Origin of the sequence: Streptomyces sp. NBC_00203, from assembly GCF_045206325.1 — a bacterium.
GTDB lineage: Bacteria > Actinomycetota > Actinomycetes > Streptomycetales > Streptomycetaceae > Streptomyces > Streptomyces lutosisoli.
This window is the reverse complement of the sequence record NZ_CP108126.1, coordinates 8,710,002-8,730,156: the sequence shown is the minus strand read 5'-3', so window position 1 is coordinate 8,730,156 and position 20,155 is coordinate 8,710,002. Positions and strand designations below refer to the sequence as shown.

Genomic DNA, 20,155 nt, shown 5'->3' with positions numbered 1-20,155 from the left:
TCTTTCGGGTTGATGCCAGTCTCCGGCAACCGGAGCAGCGCCCACGGCCTCACGCCCCTGCCTCCCGGTGATCGGAGGAAAGCCCGATGGCCGTAAGCGTGTTGCCGAGCATGCCGCAGGCAAAGAAGCTTGCGGTCTCGCGGACGTCGGCACCCAGCGACAGGTGCACGGTTTCCCACAGTCTCATCCAGCCGGTCCGGACGAGCTCGCCCGTCTGGTCATCGCCCTCCGCCTCAGCGGCCGCGACGACGGCGTATCCCTGCATCTGCATCAGGAGCGTTTCGGGGCGCGCCGAGATGAGCCGCGCGTACGCGTCCGTCATGGCACGCAGGGTCTGCTCGCCGCCCTCCGCCCCGTCGGCCGCCCGCTCGAAAGCCAGGCGGGTGTCTTCCATGCTCTGCACCAACGCGGCGACGAAGATCGCCTTCTTGCCCGGGAAGAGTCGGAAGAGGTACGGCTGCGTGACGCCGACGCGTTTGGCGATCACCTCGATGGAAGTGCCGTAGTAGCCCTTGAGCGCGAACTCGGCGATCGCTGCGCGGACGACGCTTTCGCGCCTCTCTTGCGCACTGATCCTGGCCATGCCGCCATTGTGGCAGGCGCCGGTCGGTTTGCGTCAGCCGGCAAGGCACCTGACCGGGCGCCGGTCCGCAGGGCCCGCCCTTGTGGCGGCCGACCGCCATGAGACGGCCTCCTGTCTGCCGCGCGCCACAAACAGTGCTCCGCCCCGCCTTGGGCGAGACGCCGCAGCCGCCGCGCAGCCCGATCGGCTTCAGCGCGCAGAGGTGGCACGGCCCGGATCGGGTTGGCCCTTGAGCTTGCACATGGAAACCGATCGGTTTACTATGGTCGGAAACTGATCAGTTTCTAACGAGTCGGGAATCCATGATGACGATGAACCGGCCGGTGGCACTCGTGACGGGTGCGTCATCCGGCATCGGGAAGGAAACCGCGCTCGCCCTGGTCGCAGCCGGATTCAACGTGGTCGGCACAAGCCGCGACACCTCACGCGTCACCCCGCTCGACGGCGTGACGTTCCTCGGGCTCGACGTCGCCAGTGACGCCTCGGTCGCCACAGCGGTCCAGGAGGTGAGCGAGCGGTTCGGGCGGATCGACGTCCTGGTCAACAACGCCGGCGTCGGCTCGATGGGTGCGGCCGAGGAAACCTCCGTCGCGCAGGCCCAGGGCGTCTTCGACACCAACGTCTTCGGGGTCATGCGCATGGTGAACGAGGTCCTGCCGCACATGCGCGCTCAGCGACGTGGGCGCATCATCAACATCTCGTCCGTACTCGGGTTCATGCCCCAGCCGTACATGGCCGCCTACGCCGCCTCCAAGCATGCGATCGAGGGCTACACCGAGTCCCTGGACCACGAGGTCCGTGACCACGACATCCGGGCGCTCATCGTCGAACCCGCCTACACCAGGACCGGATTCGAGGCCAACAGCGCGAAGCCCGACACGCCCCTGCACGCCTACGCGAAGCAGCGGCTCACCGTCGACCGCGTGATGGCGGAGGCGGTCAGGGACGGTGACGCCCCCGCCGTCGTCGCCAAGGCGATCGTCGCGGCAGCGACCGACGCCAAACCGAAGCTGCGCTACACCGCCGGCCCCCTGGCCGGACGCGCGCGCATACTGCGCCGCGTCGCTCCCGCCCAGGTCTTCGACAAGCAGATCCGCAAGATGAACAAACTGGCCGGCTGACGCCTGCCCGCACTCAAGCACCCCGCAAGAGAAAAGACGCAATGGAGCGGCACATGGCGGAGATCCAGATCGAGTTCGACGTTCCGGCAGAGATGCGTGACGGCACGGTGCTGCGCGCGGATGTCTAGCGGCCCGGCGGTACGTGACCGTGGCCGGTGCTGCTGGCCCGGCTGCCGTACTGCAAGCAGACGCCCATGATGGGCGTCGTACTCGATCCTCTGGCGGTGGCCAGGCACGGTTTCATGGTGGTCCTACAGGACACACCCGTGGCCGGTTCGCCTCCGAGGGCGAGTGGGAACCGTTCACGTATGAGGAGAGCGACGGTTACGACACCGTACGGTGGGCCGCCGCCCTCCCCGGCTCAAATGGCTCCGTCGGCATGATCGGCGGCAGCTACTTCGGCAACACCCAGTGGATGGCGGCGCTGTCGAAGCCACCGGAGCTGAAGGCCATCGATCCGATGATCACCTGGTCCGACCCGGACGACGGGCTGTGGACGCGTGGCGGCGCGATCGAGCTCGGCCTCACCGTGCCCTGGTCGCTCCTGCAGGGTGCCGACACCCTGATGCGCCGTCACTCCACCGACCTCGACGGGCTCGTGAACGGCATCACCGGGCTCGTGCAGGATTTCGACGGCCTGGCGAGCGGCGGTTACGGGAAGCTGCCCGCCGGGCGGTTTCCCGCGTTCGCCCGGCACGAGCTGCCCGAGCTGGGCTACGAGCGTTCCCGGCGCGAGCCCGAGTGGGCGGCGTCCTGCACTGTCGCGGGCCGGCACGGCGAGGTCGATCTGCCCACCTTCCAGGTCGGCGGCTGGTTCGACATCTTCGGCCAAGGCACGCTCGACAACTTCACCGCCATGCGCCGCGCCGGCCGGTCCGCCACGCTGGTCATGGGCCCGTGGACCCACACCAACTTGCGGCACGTGGTCGGTGACGTCAACTTCGGGTTCGGCGCGAACTCCGACTTCATGGGCATGCGCGGACGCCTGCACGACATGCAGTTCGACTGGTTCCGGCGCACGATCGGCGACGGCGAGGCTGTGGAGCCGGACGCGGGCACGGTGCTGCTGTTCGTCATGGGCATCAACCAGTGGCGCGAGGAGACGGAATGGCCCCTGCCGCGGGCCGTGGATACGGACTTCCACCTGCGCGCCGACGGACGCCTGACGCAGGAGCCGCCGTCCGCCGCCGAGCAGGCCGAGGAGTTCACCTACGACCCCATGGACCCGGTGCCGACCACCGGCGGCGCGCTCCTCATGGGCGGCGGGCTCCTGAACACCGACGAGTTCCGTCCCGGGCCGCTCGACCAGGCGCGGCCGTCGAGGCGCGCGAGGACGTCCTGGTCTTCACCACCGAACTGCTCACCGAGGACGTCGAGGTAACCGGCCGGGTCCGGGCGGTGCTCTTCGCTGCCACGGACGGCCCCTCGACCGACTGGGTGGCACGCCTGTGCGACGTCGATGAGATGGGCGTCTCCCGCAATGTGGCCGACGGCATCGTAAGGGTGCGCGCGGCGACACCGGGCGAGGCGGCCGAGCACGTCGTGGACCTGTGGTCGACCAGCGTCGTCTTCCGGGCGGGGCACCGGATACGGGTCCAGGTCACCTCCAGCAACTTCCCCCGCTGGGACCGCAATCTCAACACGGGCGAACCCGAGGAGAGCGCGACCACGGCCCGAGTGGCCCGGCAGCAGGTCTTCCACGACCCCGCCCGACCCTCCCGCATCGTCCTGCCGGTGGTTCCGGTCCCAGCGCCGCCGACAGTCGGCCGCCCTTGGCCGCCGACCCCGGGCCGGCCGGGGACGGCGGCCGGGCACGCCGGCGATACCGAGCCGTACGGCACGCCACTCCTCACGTCACCCCGCTGAACTCCGTGGGCTCAGCCAGGCCACGTCGATCACTGGCAGGCTCGCTGCTTCGCCGGCCTGCGCCCGGCGAGTACGGACTTCGCCGATCGACACGAGGCCAGCCAGCCCCTGAAGCCTGAGCGCCGCCCGACTCCACCTCGACCCCGCGTGCCGTAGCCACCCGGTGCTCAACCCGACTTGCATGACGAAACCGATCGGTTTACGGTGGTGAAAACCGATCGGTTTTCATCTTCGTGGAGGTAGTCATGACAGCAATCAAGGGCGCCAGCGTCTTCGTCACCGGAGGCAGCCGGGGCATCGGCAAGATGCTGGTCGAGGAGCTCTACGCGCGCGGGGCCGGCAAGGTCTACGCCACGGCCCGTGACCCGCGCACGGTGACCCACCCCGATGCCGTTCCGCTGGCGCTCGAGGCCACTGACCCGGCATCTGTGGCGGCGGCCGCCGAGCAGGCCCAGGACGTCACCATTCTGATCAACAACGCCGGCGCATCCGTCCGCGCTTCGTACCTCGACTCCCCGATGGAGGACGTGCGCCGGGACCTGGAGACCAACTTCTACGGGCCGCTGCTGGTCACCCGGGCCTTCGTGCCGGTCATCGAGCGCAACGGCGGAGGCCACCTCCTCAACGCCCACTCCGCCCTGTCCTGGCTGGCCGACGGCACGCCCTACGGCGCCTCCAAGGCCGCCCTGTGGTCGCAGACCAACTCCCTGCGCCTGGAGCTGCAGCCGCGCGGCATAGCGGTGACCGGGCTCCACATGGCCTACGTAGACACCGACATGACCTCGGGCGTCGACGCACCCAAGGCCGACCCCCGCGACATCGCCGTGGCCGCACTCGACGGCATCGAGGCAGGGGCGCACGAGGTCCTGGCCGACGACACCACCCGCTGGGTCAAGTCCCAGCTGTCCGCCGACCTGGACGCCATGTACGCCCAGCTGAAGAAGTAGCACGCACTCACGCACTTCAAGGAGCTCCTCGTGGAAAGTCCGCTCACCCACCGCTTCGTCGACGTGAACGGGGTCAGGCTGCACATCGCCGAGCAGGGGCAAGGGCCGCTGGTCCTGCTGCTGCACGGCTGGCCGGAGAGCTGGTACTCCTGGCGTCACCAGTTCGGGGCGCTGGCGGCGGCCGGGTACCGGGTCGTCGCCCCCGACCAGCGCGGCTACGCCCGCAGCGAGCAGCCGCCGGACGTGGCGTCGTACACCCTGCTCCACCTCGTCGGCGACGTGATCGCCCTGATCGAGGAGCTCGGGGAGGAGCAGGCGGTCGTGGTGGGCCACGACTGGGGTGCACCCGTCGCCTGGACCGCGGCGATGCTGCGCCCGGACAAGGTCCGCGCAGTGGCCGGGCTCAGCATTCCGCCCATTCTGCCGGGCGGAATGGTCCCGCCCTCGATCACTCGTGCCCAGTACGGCGAGGGCTTCTACCAGGTGCACTTCCAGCAACCGGGAGTCGCCGACGCGGAGTTCGCCAAGGACATCCCGGACGCCTTGCGCCGCCTCCTGGTCGGTGCCTCGGGCGACAACCCGCTCGGCAGCGAACCCCGCCCGTTGGTCATACCCGACGGTCTGGGCCTCCTGGACACCATGCCGGAGTCGCCGGCTCTCCCGGACTGGCTGACGGAGGAGGACATTCAGGTGTACGCCGAGGACTTCGCCCTGCACGGCGAGCGGGCGTTCACTGGAGCCTTCAACTGGTACCGGAACATCGAACGCAACAGCGAACTGCTCGCGCCGTTCCGGGGACGCGGTATCGACGTCCCCGCGCTGTACGTGGTGGGAGACCGCGACATGGTCACCTCATTGCGCGGCCCGGACGGGGGCCCTTCGCTGAGCGAAATGTTCCGTGGCGAGGGCGGGTCGGACAACCCGCTGACCGCTATCGCGCCTCAACTGCACGACCTGGTGGTGCTGCCGGGCTGCGGGCACTGGACACAGCAGGAACGTCCCGCCGAGGTCAACGCCGCACTCCTCGACTTCCTCGCCCACATCGACGGCCCCGCACCCCGATGACCCTCCGCCGAATCCGCCTGGCCGGCACCGTCCGGACACAGCAGAGCCCACGACTCACGCGCAGCCGGCCATCGAGCTGGGCGACTGGAAATCCTCCGCGGCCCGGGAGTCCTGCTTGAGACCCTGGCCTGCATTCAGGAAGTGCTTCGAGCGGACCTCCGTACGCCGTGCAAGGCGCTCCTCGCACCTCAAGCAGCCCAAAACGGTCGCCGACACCCACTGTCGGCCCCGGCTTTGTGAACAACCGACTCACTGACTCGCTGACTCACCCCAACCAGACACAACCAGACAGAGGACACATTGATGCCAGAGCGCAATCCCATCCTGATCACCGGTGCCGCTGGCGAAATCGGTGGTGTGAGCCGAACGATGGTCGACATGCTGCTCGAACAAGGGCACCCGGTGCGCGCGTTCGTGCGCCAGGACGACGAACGCGCGCATTCGCTCCGCCAGGCCGGGGCCGAGGTGTTCGTCGGGGACCTGCTCACCATCGCCGACGTGAGCGCCGCGCTGAAGGGCGTCCGGCGCATCTACTTCAGCATGAGCCTGTCGCCGTACTACACGGACGCCGTCAGCCTGATGGCCGCGGCGGCGCGGGCCCAGGGCGATATCGAGGTTTTCGTCAACATGTCCGAGTACGAGCAGTCGTTCATGACGTTCGAGAAGTTGACCGCGCCGGAGGAAGAGCGGCGTGCGTGGCTGGGCGGACTCGTCGCGAACTGGTCGCCGCAGCAGCGGGCCCACTGGGTCGCCGAGCAGGTGCTGGAGTGGTCCGGCCTCCCGGCCGTCAACGTACGGGCGGCCATGTTCGTCGAGAACCCCCTGATGACCTGGCTGGCGCTGGAGCCGCTGAGCCGCGGTGAACTGTGTCTGCCTTTCGGCGACCACCGGCTCGCGCCCATCGCGGGTTACGACGTGGCGGAGGTGTGCGCGAAGATCCTGGCCGACCCGGCGCCGCACATCTCGAAGTCCTACGAACTGAACGGTCCGGAAGCGAAGGACATGCACGGGTTCGCGGAGGACTTCGCGGCCGTGCTGGGACGCCCGGTCACCTACGTTCCCGAAGACGTCGAAACCTGGAACGAGACCTACGTGGACACCGCCCTGGCCGCGATCCCGCACACTGCGGAGCACCTGAAGACCCTGACCCGGCTTATGGGCGGCGGCGGCTACCGCGGCACCACCGACCAGCTGGAGACCCTGCTCGGACGCCCGCCGAAGACCGTGCGCTGGGCCCTGGAGAACCATCCGCGCATCCAGAAGCTCGCGTCTGCCTGAGCCACTGAGCAGCCCAGAGCAGCAACATGACGCCACATCGGAGTCCTCATGCGGAGGACTCCGATGTGGCGCGGGCCCCGGTCCAGCGTGACGCGGCCCGGCTGAAGTCCTGGTGATACCCCGAAGGTCCCGGTGCCGCCCGAACAAGTGCCGTCAAACTGTGCCCGAGTGCTCAACGCCCCCGGCGGGCTCGCGCCCGAATCGGTCGCGGAGCCGTGAGAACCCGCTTCCACATACCATCGACGGCCTCGCGCGCAGCGTGTGCGGGCGCCCCGCCCGTTCCCGGCCGCACCCGGGCCGGCAGGCATCTGATGTACCGCCAGGACGAGCGTCACGGTATGCCGGGGCCCATCCCGCCGCCATCCTCCATAAAGCCGCACCCATGAGGGCCGGGGTTGTCAAGGCGCGTAAGGGCCTGTCCCCGGTGTGAGGCGGGCCCCCGCCGAGGTGGGCGGTCTTGTGAAAGGGGCGGGATGCCGGATGTGGTTCCCCAGGATGTGGTCGGGCGGAGACGACTCACACACCCATTCGGCGCGGGCTGGTGGGCGGGCACCATGACCTTGGTCCGGGGCCGGGCTGCTCATTCAGGTCAACGAGTGCGGCGGGGCCGTCTCATGCGGTTTTGCGAGCTCACCCGGGGCTTGCGTCCTCCCCCGCAATGGTTGTTGGCCGTTCATGCCGTGGTGTACGCCTCCTTGGCCTGCGCTGCTTCCTCTGCTTCGCTCAGCACGTGCCAGGCGCGGGCCAGGAGCTTGCGGGCGATTGCCACGGTGGCAGTCTTCTTGCCGCGACGGTGCGCGCTGCGCGCATAGATGTCGATGTAGTCGGGGCTGCGACCGCGTCTTCTCCTTCGAGGAAACCCCCACCGCAGCGTCCTACATGGAGCAAGGCGGTCACTTCGGCAAGGTCGTCACCAGTCACTGACGCCCAAGCGTCTACTTCCGGTCGGCCTGCAGCAGCCGGTTACAGTAGGTCCCATGCCTGTCCAGCAGCGGCGGAGTCGTGCGAGCCGACTCCGCGGGTTCCCGGCTGGCTGGCGCAGCTAACGTCCCTCTGCAATCGCCCCGGCGCCCGATCTCGCCGAGCGCCCAGTGCACCGGAGTGATCGTGCACTGGATGCCGGGAGCCCGAGCACGAGGGCCGTGGAGGCGGTAACAGAATCAGGGGCGGACGAGGCCAGCGTCCGGGAGCGCGGACTGGGCGTTGGAGTCGGCCGTGTACCGCATGGTGTATGGCCGCAGGTTCCAGGCTCCGACCGTGTAACCGAGGCTGCCCTCGCCTCCGGCATGGGCCTCGATCCGCCAGGGAGCGCCGCCGGTTGGGTAGAACCGCAAGGTCAACGCCCGGCCCGACGGCAGGTAGAGCTCGGCGACGGAGCGGTCCACCACCAGGCGCAGTTCGACCGGGGCGCCGGACACCGCACTCGCCTCGGGGCAGGGGACGCGGTACGTCCCGCCGTGTGCGCGCGGGTCGAGGGAGGCGTGGTCGCGGTCCACGACGAGCTCACCGGCGGCAGTGTCGATCCTGATATCGAGGTACTCGGTGCCGTCGGCGGAGGTCACCAGCCGCAGTCTGCCCGCCGTCCCGGCACTCCCGGCATTGCGGGGTTCCAGACGGGCCGTCAGGTCGAAGCTCGGGCCCACCGTTCCCAGTACGGCCGTTCCGGCGGTCTCGCCGGTAGCGGTCACCGCGCGCTCGTCGCGCAGCGCGAGGAGTTCCGCGGCCGGTCGCTGTCGTACGGAGCCGTCCTCGGCGAGTGTCACCTCGCGCGGCATTGTCAGCAGCCCGGCCCAGCCGCTCTCCCGTACCCACTTCGGGTCGCGGGCCTCCCACGACCAGCCCCACAGCAACCATCGGCCGTCGGAGGCGGGCAGCAGCGCCGGGGCGTAGAAGTCGGGCCCGTGGTCGAGCAGAACGGGATCGCCGGCGAGGAAGCGGCCGGCCTGTTCGCGCCCGGGGTAGACCACGGTGCGGCGCGGTCCGAGCTCCGGGTCCCAGGCGCCGAGGAGCAGCGCGCCGCGTCCGTCCGCGTGCAGGTACTGGGGGCACTCCCAGCCCAGCCCCGTGTCGGCGCCCGGCGCCACCGGCTGCGGGGCCCGGTCCAGGAAGAGCCCCCTGTACTTCCACTGTTCCAGGTCCCCGGACTCGTAGAGCAGTGCCGCCGCCCGGCCGCCCGCCTGGGCGGAGCCGACCAGCATGCGCCAGCGGCCGGCTTCCCGCCACACGTACGGGTCGCGGTACATGGTGGCGCCCGCGGGCAGTTCGGGGATGAGCAGGCTGCCGCGCGGTGTCCAGGTGACACCGTTGTCCCGGGACTCGGCGGTGGTGACCGGCTGTGCCCAGCGGTCGGTGCGGAAGGCGGAGTAGAAGGCGACCATGCGGTCGCCGTCGGAGATCGCGTTGCCGGAGAAGCAGCCGTCGGCGTCCTCGCCGCCCGGCGTGGGGGTCAAAGCGAGGGGAAGTTCTTCCCAGGTGATCAGGTCCGGGCTGCGGAAGTGGCCCCAGTGCATGTTCGCGTGCTCGGGTCCGTATGGGTTGTGCTGGAAGCACACGTGGTAGTGGCCGTGGTGGAAGGCGAGCCCGTTGGGGTCGTTGATCCAGTTGCGGGGCGGGCGCAGGTGCGCGACGGGCAGGTGGGGGTCTGCGGGCATGACGGACACGCAGGGGTCCTTTCGGTGTGGAGGTCGACGGAGCGTGGTCAGCCCTTGACGCCGGAGGAGGCGATGCTGTTGACGAACGACCGTTGGAAGGCCACGAAGAGGGCCAGGATCGGCACGGTGATCATGGAGGAGTAGGCCATGATCTGGCCCCAGCCCACGTTCAGTTGGAAGAAGTAGGAGATGCCCACCATCACCGGTCGCAGGTTCTCGCTCTGCACGACCATGAGCGGCCAAAGGTAGGAGTTCCAGGCGGGCAGGAAGGTGAGGATGGCGACGGTGGCGACGGCTGGTCCGGACAGCGGCATGACGATGCGGCGGTAGATGGTGAACCAGCCTGCGCCCTCCATGACCGCCGCCTCGTCCAGTTCCTTGGGGATGCTCTGGAAGTACTGGTGGAAGAAGAAGATCGAGAAGGCGTTGGCGACGAACGGCACGATCTGCACCTGGTAGGTGTCCAGCCAGCCGGTGGTCCACTCCAGGTGGAAGCCGTTGATGCGCAGCAGCGGCAGTTGGTTGACCCACCACACCAGCGGCAGGGCGAAGGTCTCGAACGGCACGATGAGGGTGGCGATGATCGCGGTCAGGACGAGCTTCCGGCCGGGCCAGCGCATCCGTGACAGGGCGAAGGCGGCCAGGCTGTTGACGATGATGCCGAGTACCACGGTGATGGATGAGATCAGCACGGAGTTCAGCAGGAACCGTGCCGCCGGGACGCGCTGGAACACGGCGGTGTAGTTGTCCAGTGACAGGGCGCCGACTGGCAGGAAGGCACGCAGGGAGCCCAAGTCGCTGAAGATCTCGTCGTCCGGTTTGAAGGACGAGACCAGCATGAAGACGAGTGGGAGCGCGAAGACCAGGGTCAGGACGATACGGCCGGCGTGACCGCCGAGATGCTTGAGGAAGGAGGTCATGTCAGTCCTTCTCCCGGGTCAGGAATCGCTGGACGAGGGACACGCTCAGCACGAGCACGAAGAAGGCCAGCGAGATCGCTGCCGCGTACGCGGTCTGCTGCTGGTCGTAGCCGGTGTGCACCGCCTGATAGACGACGGTGGTGGTGGAGTCGAGCGGGCCTCCTTGCGTCATCACCCTGATCTGGGTGAAGAGGCTGAACGCCGCGATGGTGATGGTGACCAGCACGAAGGTGCGGGTGGCGCGCAGTCCGGGCCAGGTGACATGGAGGAAGCGGTGCCAGCGGGCGGCCCCGTCCAGGTCGGCGGCCTCGTACAGCTCGGCGGGGATGGTCTGCAGGCCGGCCAGCCAGATGATCATGTGGAAGCCGACGCCCTGCCAGACCGACATCAGGATGATGGCGGGCATGGCGGTGGCCGGGTCGCCCAGCCAGTCCGGGCCGTGGACATGCCCCAGGGTGAGTCCTGAGATCACGTGGTTGACCAGGCCGTCCTGCCGGTAGAGGAAGGTCCACAGGAGGGACACGACCACCATCGAGGTGACGACCGGCAGGAAGTAGACGGTGCGGAAGAAGTTGACGCCGCGCACCTTCGCGTTGACCAACAGCGCCAGCACCAGCGCGAGCCCGGCCTGGAGCGGGACGACGACGGCGGCGAAGTAGGCCGTGTTGCGCAGGGACTTGTAGAAGACCGGGTCCTGGAAGAGCAGGGTGAAGTTCCTCAGGCCCACGAAGCGGGCCGGAGTGGGCGAGATGAGCCTCGCGTCGGTGAACGCCAGGGCGAAGGCGAGGGCAACCGGTACGACGAGGAAGACGATCAGCAGCACGACGGCCGGGGTGGCCATGCCGAGGGCGGTGAGGCTCTCACGGCGACGGGCGTGCGTCGTTCGGGTTCGCCGGACCGGACGCAGCCGTTCAAGGGCTGCGATCATGGTGGTCACGGTAGCTCCAGAGGGAGCCGGTCCGGTTCAGGCGGCGCAGCGAGGCGCGGTCGGGCCCGGACCGGGGCGGGGCGGGCGGGTCAGCCGGCGTAGTTGTTGTTCGTCTTCCGGTTGTTGTCGATGTCCTTCGCGGCCTGGCCGAGAGCGTTCTTGGGATCGGCACCGGCCAGGATGTCCTGGGCCGCCTTCTGGAACTCGGTGGAGATGTACGGGTAGGCCGGCGTGACCGGGCGCACCACCGCGTACTTGCGCGCGTACTGGACGAGCACATTGAACTTCCCGCCCGGCTGGTAACCCTCGACCTGCTTCGCGGCGGCGTCGGTGCCGGGGAGGGTGCCGGTGGCCTTGGCGTAGTCGACGAAGTACTTGGTCTGGCGGGAGAACTTCAGCCACGCCTGCGCGCCGGCCTTGTTGGAGCACGTGGAGCTCATGGCCCACTGCCAGGAGGCGCCGCCGATCTTGGGCCCGTTGCCGAAGTCGACCGGCGGGATGATCGCCAGGTCGTCGCCGAGCTTGTCGGCGTTCTTGGCCGCGTTCCAGCTGCCGTCCCACTGGATGGCGCTCTTGCCGGCCAGGAAGTCCTTGTTCGGGTCGGCTCCGGACTTCTTCGCGATGTAGCCCTTGGCCACCAGCGAGCGGAACCAGGTCGCCCATTCCTGGGAGTTCTTGCCGTCGAGGGTGCCCGAGGCGGTCTTGTAGCCGTCGCGGTCGATCAGGTCGCCGCCGAAGCTCTCCAGCTGCGGGGAGTATGCGTAGGGCCACCACTCGCCGCTGCCGCCGGTGCCCATCTCCAGCGGGTACGCGAACTTTCCGCCCTTCTTCAGCTTGGCCAGCGCGGAGTCGAACTCGTCCTTCGTCCAGGGCTTGTCGGTGGTCGGGATGCGGATGTCGTACTTGTTCAGCACCGACTTGCGGGCGAAGTAGGTCAGGGCGACGTCGTAGAAGCCGAACCCGTAGACCTTGTTCTTGTAGCGGCCGACGGTGCTGGGCAGTTGGTCGGACAACGGTACCTGGCTGCCGGAGACGTCGATCGGGGACAGATAGCCGCCCCAGGCCCAGTTCGGCACGTTGGGGCCGTCCACATCCAGCAAACAGGGCAGCTTGTGGGCCGAGGCGGCGGCCACGACGGAGTTGTTGTAGTCGCTCTGCGGGAACGCCTGGAGCTTGACCTTGTATGTGCTCTGGGAGCCGTTGAACTCCTTGATGATCTTCTTGACGACGTCGAGCTCGGCCGAGTTGCCGGCGTTGTGCGTCCACAGTGTCAGCGTGTTGCCGCTGGCTCCGGACGCGCTGTCGCCACTCCCGGTCGCGCATCCGGCGACCAGCGCGGTCGCCGCCGCGAGGGCTACACTCGCCACTGCGAGGCGCCTGGTTCTGAACACCACGAGGTTCCTCCATCTCACTGAGACGGGTCTTGCCGGACCCGCCCATGCGACCGGTTGCGACGGTCGCTGTTCTTGGTGGTCGTCCCGCCGCCCGGGGATCTTCGCTCCGGGCGGCGGGACAGCCGTTTTCGGGTGCCCGGTGTCAGCCCGCTGCGGGGGTGCCGATGGAGGCGCGTTCCTGCAGCGGCATGGGCACACGGTGTACGACTGCTTCGAGCGGTCCCTCGCCGAGGATCAACTCCACGGCAAGGCGGCCGAGTTGGTAGTGCGGCAGTTTCAGCGTGGTGAGCGCCGGGCGCAGTACGGACGCGATGTCCTGATCATCGAACGAGACCACCGATGCGTCGCCGGGCACCGACAGACCCGCCTCGCCGAGCGCCTGGTAGGCGCCGAAGGAGACGCGGTCGGTCAGGCACACCAGCGCCCGGGGGCGGTGGCCTGCCGCGAGCAGGGCGGAGACCTCCCGGTGCCCGTCCCGCGTGTCCCAGTCGCACTCGACGACACCGTCCAGGCGGGCGCCGCCCGCCCGCAGGACCTCCTCCAGGCCGCGCATGCGCTCGTTGCCGGCGATGATCCCCTCGGGCGTGGCCGGGATGGCCTGGTGGCCGCCGATCGCCCAGATGCCCTCGGTATGACCAGCTGCGAGCAGGGCACGGGCCGCGTCCCGGCCGGCCTCGAGCTCGTCCGGGACGACGGACGGCGCGTCGAAGCCGGGCGCCAGGCAGTTCAACAGGACCACCCGGCGACCGAACAACTCCTTGGGCGGAGTCACATACCGAGTGAACATGGACGCGTAGATCACCGCGTCGACCTGGCGGTCCAGCAGCGCGTGGACCAGTGACGACTCGGCGGCGCGGTCGCCGCCCGCCTCCGTGATGAACAGCAGGTGGTCCCGCTCCCGGGCAGCCTCCAGCGCCCCGCGGATCACATCCCCCGCGAACGGTGTCGTGGTGATCTGGTCCGACACGAACCCGATGGTCTGGGTCGACTTCGTCCGCAGGCTGCGCGCGGTGACGTTGGGGCGATAGCCCAGCTCCCGGGCGGCCTCCAGGACACGTGCGCGGGAGGCGTCGGCGATGCGCATGTCGGTGCGGCCGGACAGGGCGAACGACGCGGTCGTCGGCGAGACGCCTGCCTTGCGGGCGACGTCGGCCATGGTCACACGACGTTCAGGCATCAGCGGCTCAGCTCCGTTGTTAAATCGGATTAGCAAGTTGTGACGAGACTGATGCGCTCTTCGCCCTGTGTCAACACCTCGGACATATCAAGTAGAGATATGCCGACCTTATGTGACGTTTTGCGAGGCCTTCAGGTAACGCCCAGGTAAATCGGCATGCGTTAGCTCTTGCTTTAGCAGGAGCGGCGCGCGAACGATGCCGAGCCACCGGTTAAACCGATTTGGCAGGGCGTCAGACCTGTCGCGCACCCTCAGGAGTCAGCCATGAGGAGAAGAACAGCCCTCAGTGTCGTATCGGCTGCCGTCGGCGGCGCCATCGTTCCCCTCGCGTTCGCTCCCGCACCGGCAGCCGCCCAGGAGCGGCGCAGCCCTCAAAGCCCCTCCGCTCGCTGGGACTTCGACGAGCGCACCGGCACGGTCACCCACGAGGCGGTCTCCGGCACCGCCGACCCCATCGGCTACGTCTTCGACGACGCCCGCTACAAGCCCGACGGCGATCCCGTACGGCGCCGCGGAGTGCGCGGCCGGGCACTGTACTTCGACGGCTACTCGACCGTCGTCACCGCCGACGGCCCCGGCAAGCTCGACCCCGCCGGGGGCTTCACGCTCGACGCGTGGATCGCCCCCTACGCCTACGAGCAAGGCATCGACGGCAAACCCCAGGCCCTGGTCAACCAGCACAACCCGGACGCGAAGACCGGATTCCTGCTCGGCCTGCGCCGCTTCGGTCAGATCGTCTTCCAACTCGGCTTCGGAACCGACCTGATCGAGGTCAAGGGAGCCTCGGACCAGCCTGCCGTCAAGGGCCGGTGGACGCACCTCGCGGCCACCTACGACCCGGCCGCCCGGCAACTGCGCCTCTACCGCGACGGCCGGCTGATCGGCACCGCCACCACCCCGGACAAGGCCCCCGTACTGGCCTCGGACGAGCCGCTGCTCATCGGGCTGCACAACACACCCACGCTGCTCAACGGCGAGTTCCACGCCAACATGTACATCGGCCTGATGGACAGCCTCGCGATCCGCCCGGGCACCCTGGACGATTCGGCGGCGCACAAGGAGCACGCCGACACCATCGCGGCTCTCCCCGACCATCGCGTGCCCCGGCCGGACCTGGCCCAGCAGCGGGCCCGCTACGACGGCGACCGCCACCGCCCCCAGTTCCACATGCTGCCGCCCTGGCACTGGATGAACGAGCCGCACGCGCCCGTGTACTTCAAGGGCAAGTACCACATCTTCTACCAGCACGATCCGTTCGGCCCGTACTGGGGCCAGATCCACTGGGGGCACGCGGTCAGCACCGACATGGTGCACTGGCGAGACCAGCCCATAGCCCTCGCCCCCGCCGCGGGCTCGGTCGCACCGGACGGCTGCTGGTCGGGCTCGGCCCACGTCGACGGCGACCGCGGCCCCGTGCTCTTCTTCACCGGCGGCGACGACCGGCTGCCCTACCGCCAGCGCACCGGGCTCGCCGTGTCCTCCTACCCGACCGACGGCGACACGGACCTGCCCACCTGGACCATGAAGTCCGAGCCGGTCACCGAAGCCCCGGCCGCCCTCCCGGCGGGCCCCGGCACCGCGTGGGCGGAGAACTTCCGCGACCCGTTCGTCTGGGAGGAGGACGGCGTCTGGTACCAGCTGACGGGCAGCGGAATCGTCGACTATGACGGCACACAGGTCACCAAGAAGTACGGCGGCACCGCGCTCGTCCACACCGCCCGCCGACCCGAGGGCCCCTGGACGTACCGAGGCCCCCTGCACTGGAACGATCTCACCAAGGTGCCCGAGCCCGGCGAGGCGTGGGAACTGCCGGTCCTCCTCCCGCTCCCCGGACCCACGGGCAAGCGCACCGGCAAGCACATCCTGCTGGTCAGCCCCTGGTGGGAGGCGTTCAACTCCAACGCCGTCAAGCACACGTACTACTGGATCGGCACCTTCGACAAGGACGCGTGCCGCTTCGTGCCCGACCACGAAAAGCCCCGCGAGTTCGATTTCGGCGAGCACTTCACCGGCCCGTCCGGCTTCGTCACTCCCGACGGCCGGTCCGTGCTCTTCAGCATCACCCAGGACCGCCGCAGCGAACAGCAGCACGCCCAGGCCGGCTGGGCGCACAACGCCGGAATGCCCGTCAGCGTCTCGCTTCGCCAGGACGGCGCCCTCGGCGTCGAACCGATCGCCGAAGCGGCCACCCTGCGGGGCCGACGACTCGCCAAGATTCGCCAGACCTCGGTGAAGGACGCGAACCGCCAACTCGCCGACGTCTCCGGCGACCTGCTGGACATCGAAGCCGTCATCGAGCCGCGCGACGCCACAACCATCACCCTGACCGTTCGGGCCAGCGACGACGGCAGCGAGCAGACACTGCTCTCCTACGACACGACCAAGCGGCGCTTCTCCATCGACCGCAGCCGCTCCAGCCTCGACCCGGACGTACGCAAGAGTGCCCACGGAGGGACCGTGGAACTCGACGGCAGCCGACTGACGCTGAGGGTCCTGCTCGACCGCTCCATGCTGGAGGCGTACATCAACGGCACCAACAGCCTGACCAGCCGCGTCTACCCGACGCAAAAGGACGCCACCGGCTTGCGGCTGACCAGTGAGGGCGGCGCCGCCCGGGTCGTGTCCCTGGACGTCTGGCGCATGAACGGCGCCTACGACACGTCTGTCGCTCCCGCCGCCTACGACCCCCCGCGTCCGAAGGACGTCGACGCCCTCCCCAACCACGACTTCGCCACCGGGGACCTCACCGGATGGACCGTCGTCTCGGGCACCACCTTCAGCGACGCCAGCGTGACCACCCGCACCGACTGGGGCTGGGGCGGACCGTTCTACCAGGCCGAGACCGAAGACGACGCGACCGGCCACCACCTGTGGGGCTACAACCCAGACGCGGGCGGCGACGACGCGGTCGGCGTCCTCCGCTCCGACACCGTCACCCTCGGCGGAGACGGCGTCGTCGATCTGCTCGTATCCGGCGGCAACGACCTCGACCGGCTCTACGCGGCCGTCGTCCGAGCCGACGACGGCAAGGTGCTGGCCAAGGCCACCGGTCGTGGTGGCGAGCAGTACCGCCGAGTCGCCTTCGACCTGTCCGCCCACATCGGTGAGCGGATCTACGTCGAGGTCGTCGACAAGGCGACGGGCGGCTGGGGCCACATCAACGTCGACGACGTCAACGTGCCCGTCCAACGCCCCTGACCACCAGCACACCCTGTTCCACGCTCTCGAGGCCGTGTCGTGGGCCCGCACTCAACCACGCGAACCAGCCTGCTCAACAAACCTCAACACCCCATCGGAGGTCTGCATGCGAACGCGCTCACCAGCGATACCCGGGACAGGATCCCCGGGCAGCCTGCTACGCATACTGCTCGCACTCGTGGTCTGTCTCGGCCTGACAACGCCCCTCATGTCGCAGCCGGCCAGCGCGAGTGAGAGCACCCTGTCCAACCCCGGCTTCGAGACAGGCGACCTGAGCGGTTGGACCGCCACAGGCACGGCCTTCAACGGATCCGTCACCGACCAGCCGGGCTGGGGGTGGGGCTGCTGCTTCAACCAGCAGGGCACCTACCACCTGTGGGGATTCGTGGGCGGCGGCGACGCCCCCACGGGTACCGTCACCTCCGAGCCGTTCACCCTGACCGGCACGGGAATGGTCAGCGTTCTGGTTTCCGGCGGCCGCAACGACGACCAGCTCTACGTCGCCCTGACGACCCTGGACGGCACCATCCTGCACAAGGCCACCGGAACCGACGACGAGGCGTACCGCCGCGTCACCTGGGACGCGCGCGAGCACCTGGGTGAGCAGCTGCGCATCACTGCGGTCGACCAGGCCACCGGCGGCTGGGGACACATCAACCTGGACGACGTGAGAGTCGGTCTGGACAAGGCGCCGGATCCGGGCCTCGAGGGACTGGCCACCTATTGGGACTTCTCCGAGGGCCAGGGCACCGCAACCACGGAGCGTGTCAGCCAGAGCGCGGACCCCATCAGCTACGTCTTCAACAACGCGGTCTACAAGCCGAACAGCGACCCGCTGTGGCGTCCCAAGCGACAGGAGGACGGCGTTCTCTCCGGCGCCCTTCTCTTCGACGGGTACTCCACCTGGGTCACCCGCGCCGCATCGCAGACCCAAATCCCGACGGACGGCATGACCGTCGAAGCCTGGGTCGCACCGCGCGCCTTCGAATGGGGTGACGAAGGCAAGCCCTCGGCGGTCGTCAACCAGCAGGACAAGGCAGCACACCGAGGGTTCTCGCTCGGCGTCGGCCGGCACGGCGTGTGGCAATTCGGCATCGGCACCGGTGACGCCTGGTACGAGACGGCGGTCCCCCAATCGGCAGCTCTGGCCGCAGGCAAGTGGGCGCACCTCGCGGGCGTCTTCGCACCGAGCGAAGGCACGATCACGCTGTACGTGAACGGCGCGCAGGTCGCCCAGACCGCCATCCCCACCACTGCCCGCCTGGCCAAGGCCGAGGTTCCGCTGCTCATCGGCCGCCACAACCAGCCTGCCATCATCAACGGCACCTTTGCCGTGAACATGTTCAATGGCCTGATCGACGAGGTGAAGGTCCACACCAGCGCGCTCACCTCGGAGTCCGTGAGGGCCAGCCACGAGCACGATGTACAGACATTCGCCGGGGGCAGCATCCCCGAGGCCCGTATGGCCATGGATCGCTCACGCTACGACGGCGACCGCTACCGCCCGGGCTACCACTTCACGGCCCCCAACCACTGGATGAACGAGCCGCACGCCCCCATCCAGGTCAACGGCAAGTACCACCTCTTCTACCAGCACAACTCCCACGGTCCCTACTGGCACAACATCAGTTGGGGGCATGCGGTCAGCGAGGATCTGGTGCACTGGCGCGACCTGCCCGTCGCTCTCGCGCCCACCGCAGGAAGCGTGGCGCCCGACGGTGTCTGGTCCGGTGGCTCGACCCTCGACGAGAACGGCGTCCCCGTCCTGCTGTTCACGGCCGGCAACGATTCCCAGCGCCCCAACCAAGCGGTCGGACTCGCGCGCCCTGTCGACCCCAGCGACCCGGACCTGGTCGAGTGGAAGATGTACCCGACCTTGGTGACCAGCCAGACCGCCGATCTGGACGTCGGTGCCGGACGGAAGGTCCGCTTCGGAGACTTCCGCGACCCGTCCGTGTGGAAGGAGGGCGACACCTGGTTCCAGTTGGTCGGCTCGGGAGTCCAGACCACCTCGGGGCAAAACGTCGGCGGCACGGCGCTTCTCTACACCTCCAAGAACCTCACCGACTGGACCTACTCGGGGCCTCTGATGGTCGGTGACGTGGCGGCCCACCCCAAGACCGGCCAGGTCTGGGAGCTTCCCACCTTCCTGCCCATCGGCAAGGACGCCCAGGGCCGCCAGCGACGGGCGCTGCTCGTCAACCCGGCCTTCCCCGACGGCCCCGGCGAGTACAGCAGCAAGTACGTCTACTACTGGGTCGGTACCTGGGACGCCCAGGCGCGCCGCTGGACGCCCGACACCACCGAGCCCAGGCTGCTCGACTACGGCGATCACTTCACCGGGCCCAGCGGCACGGTCGACGACAAGGGGCGCTCCCTCGTCATCAGCATCGCGCAGGACCGGCGCACCGAGCGCGCCCACTACGACGCCGGCTGGGCCCACAACGCCGGACTCCCCATCCAACTGTCCATGCGCCCTGACGGAGACCTCGGATTCAGCCCCGTCGAGGAGGTCTCCCGGCTTCACGTGGGCGAACCGCTCCTGGACATCAGCGAACAGACCTCTGTCGCCGACGCCAATGCGCGCCTGGCCGACATCAAGGGGGACATGCTCCACATCAAGCTGACCCTGGAACGGGGCAGCGCCGACACCTTCGGAGTCGATGTGCTCCGCAGCCCCGGGGACGAAGAGCGGACCCGCCTGTTCTACGACGCCCCAGCCGGACAACTGGGTGTCGACCGAACACGATCCGGAAACAACTCCAGCGTCGACGCCGACCTCGGCATCCAGAAAGGCCCGCTGACGCTCTCCAACGGAGAGTTGTCACTGGATGTGTTCCTGGACCGCTCGATGATCGAGGCATACGCGAACTCGCACAAGTCCATCACCACCCGCGCCTACCCCTTCCGGCAGGACTCCCTCGGCCTGCGGCTCTTCGGCGACGGCACTGTTGTCAAGTCCATGACCGTCTGGAAGATGGGCAAGCTGACCGACTGACTCAGAAGCCGTATCTCAACCGATCTTGG

The 20,155-nt window shown here is 68.7% G+C and carries 14 protein-coding genes; 8 read left to right on the top strand and 6 right to left on the bottom strand.

What is annotated here, in order from left to right; genetic code table 11:
• Window positions 1-49 precede the first annotated feature (49 nt).
• Window positions 50-583 carry a TetR/AcrR family transcriptional regulator gene (locus OG975_RS38780; RefSeq protein WP_406334165.1) on the bottom strand — a complete coding sequence of 178 codons (534 nt, stop codon included), beginning with the start codon at window positions 581-583 and terminating at the stop codon, window positions 50-52.
• A 305-nt stretch (window positions 584-888) separates the two neighbouring features.
• On the opposite strand from OG975_RS38780, the gene OG975_RS38775 reads away from it, so the two are divergent.
• From OG975_RS38775 to OG975_RS38750, 6 genes are all read left to right on the top strand, one after another.
• The gene (locus tag OG975_RS38775) at window positions 889-1,704 is read left to right on the top strand and encodes an oxidoreductase (RefSeq protein WP_406336669.1); all 816 of its coding nucleotides are present in this window, start codon (window positions 889-891) and stop codon (window positions 1,702-1,704) included.
• A gap of 142 nt (window positions 1,705-1,846) precedes the next feature.
• Window positions 1,847-3,085 carry a CocE/NonD family hydrolase gene (locus tag OG975_RS38770; RefSeq protein ID WP_406334164.1) on the top strand — a complete coding sequence of 413 codons (1,239 nt, stop codon included), beginning with the start codon at window positions 1,847-1,849 and terminating at the stop codon, window positions 3,083-3,085.
• Entirely contained in the window at window positions 3,043-3,570 is a 528-nt protein-coding gene (locus OG975_RS38765; protein WP_406336668.1) for a CocE/NonD family hydrolase, read from the top strand. Before OG975_RS38770 ends, OG975_RS38765 begins: the two co-directional genes overlap by 43 nt.
• Before the next feature lie 245 nt (window positions 3,571-3,815).
• Entirely contained in the window at window positions 3,816-4,517 is a 702-nt protein-coding gene (locus OG975_RS38760; RefSeq protein ID WP_330308391.1) for an SDR family oxidoreductase, read from the top strand.
• A gap of 30 nt (window positions 4,518-4,547) precedes the next feature.
• Window positions 4,548-5,582 carry an alpha/beta fold hydrolase gene (locus OG975_RS38755; protein ID WP_406334162.1) on the top strand — a complete coding sequence of 345 codons (1,035 nt, stop codon included), beginning with the start codon at window positions 4,548-4,550 and terminating at the stop codon, window positions 5,580-5,582.
• Between the two features lie 303 nt (window positions 5,583-5,885).
• Window positions 5,886-6,860, top strand: coding sequence for an NmrA family NAD(P)-binding protein (locus OG975_RS38750; RefSeq protein ID WP_406334161.1), 975 nt, complete (start codon window positions 5,886-5,888; stop codon window positions 6,858-6,860).
• 1,160 nt (window positions 6,861-8,020) lie between these two features.
• On the opposite strand, the gene OG975_RS38745 is transcribed toward OG975_RS38750, so the two are convergent.
• From OG975_RS38745 to OG975_RS38725, 5 genes are all read right to left on the bottom strand, one after another.
• A complete protein-coding gene (locus OG975_RS38745) occupies window positions 8,021-9,511 on the bottom strand; it encodes a glycoside hydrolase family 32 protein (RefSeq protein ID WP_406336667.1) in 1,491 nt (496 codons plus the stop codon).
• 47 nt (window positions 9,512-9,558) lie between these two features.
• Window positions 9,559-10,431: a carbohydrate ABC transporter permease gene (locus OG975_RS38740; RefSeq protein ID WP_406334160.1), complete on the bottom strand. Its 873-nt coding sequence runs from the start codon at window positions 10,429-10,431 to the stop codon at window positions 9,559-9,561.
• Window position 10,432: 1 nt separating this feature from the next.
• Window positions 10,433-11,359, bottom strand: a complete 927-nt coding sequence (locus OG975_RS38735) for a sugar ABC transporter permease (RefSeq protein ID WP_330308388.1) — start codon at window positions 11,357-11,359, stop codon at window positions 10,433-10,435.
• 89 nt (window positions 11,360-11,448) lie between these two features.
• Window positions 11,449-12,726 carry an extracellular solute-binding protein gene (locus tag OG975_RS38730; RefSeq protein WP_406334159.1) on the bottom strand — a complete coding sequence of 426 codons (1,278 nt, stop codon included), beginning with the start codon at window positions 12,724-12,726 and terminating at the stop codon, window positions 11,449-11,451.
• 169 nt (window positions 12,727-12,895) lie between these two features.
• Window positions 12,896-13,930: a LacI family DNA-binding transcriptional regulator gene (locus OG975_RS38725; RefSeq protein ID WP_406334158.1), complete on the bottom strand. Its 1,035-nt coding sequence runs from the start codon at window positions 13,928-13,930 to the stop codon at window positions 12,896-12,898.
• A 264-nt stretch (window positions 13,931-14,194) separates the two neighbouring features.
• On the opposite strand from OG975_RS38725, the gene OG975_RS38720 reads away from it, so the two are divergent.
• Both OG975_RS38720 and OG975_RS38715 read left to right on the top strand, forming a co-directional pair.
• Entirely contained in the window at window positions 14,195-17,128 is a 2,934-nt protein-coding gene (locus OG975_RS38720) for a GH32 C-terminal domain-containing protein (RefSeq protein WP_406334157.1), read from the top strand.
• A 208-nt stretch (window positions 17,129-17,336) separates the two neighbouring features.
• Complete coding sequence (locus tag OG975_RS38715; RefSeq protein ID WP_406334156.1) at window positions 17,337-20,126, top strand: GH32 C-terminal domain-containing protein; 2,790 nt, start codon at window positions 17,337-17,339, stop codon at window positions 20,124-20,126.
• Window positions 20,127-20,155 lie beyond the last annotated feature (29 nt).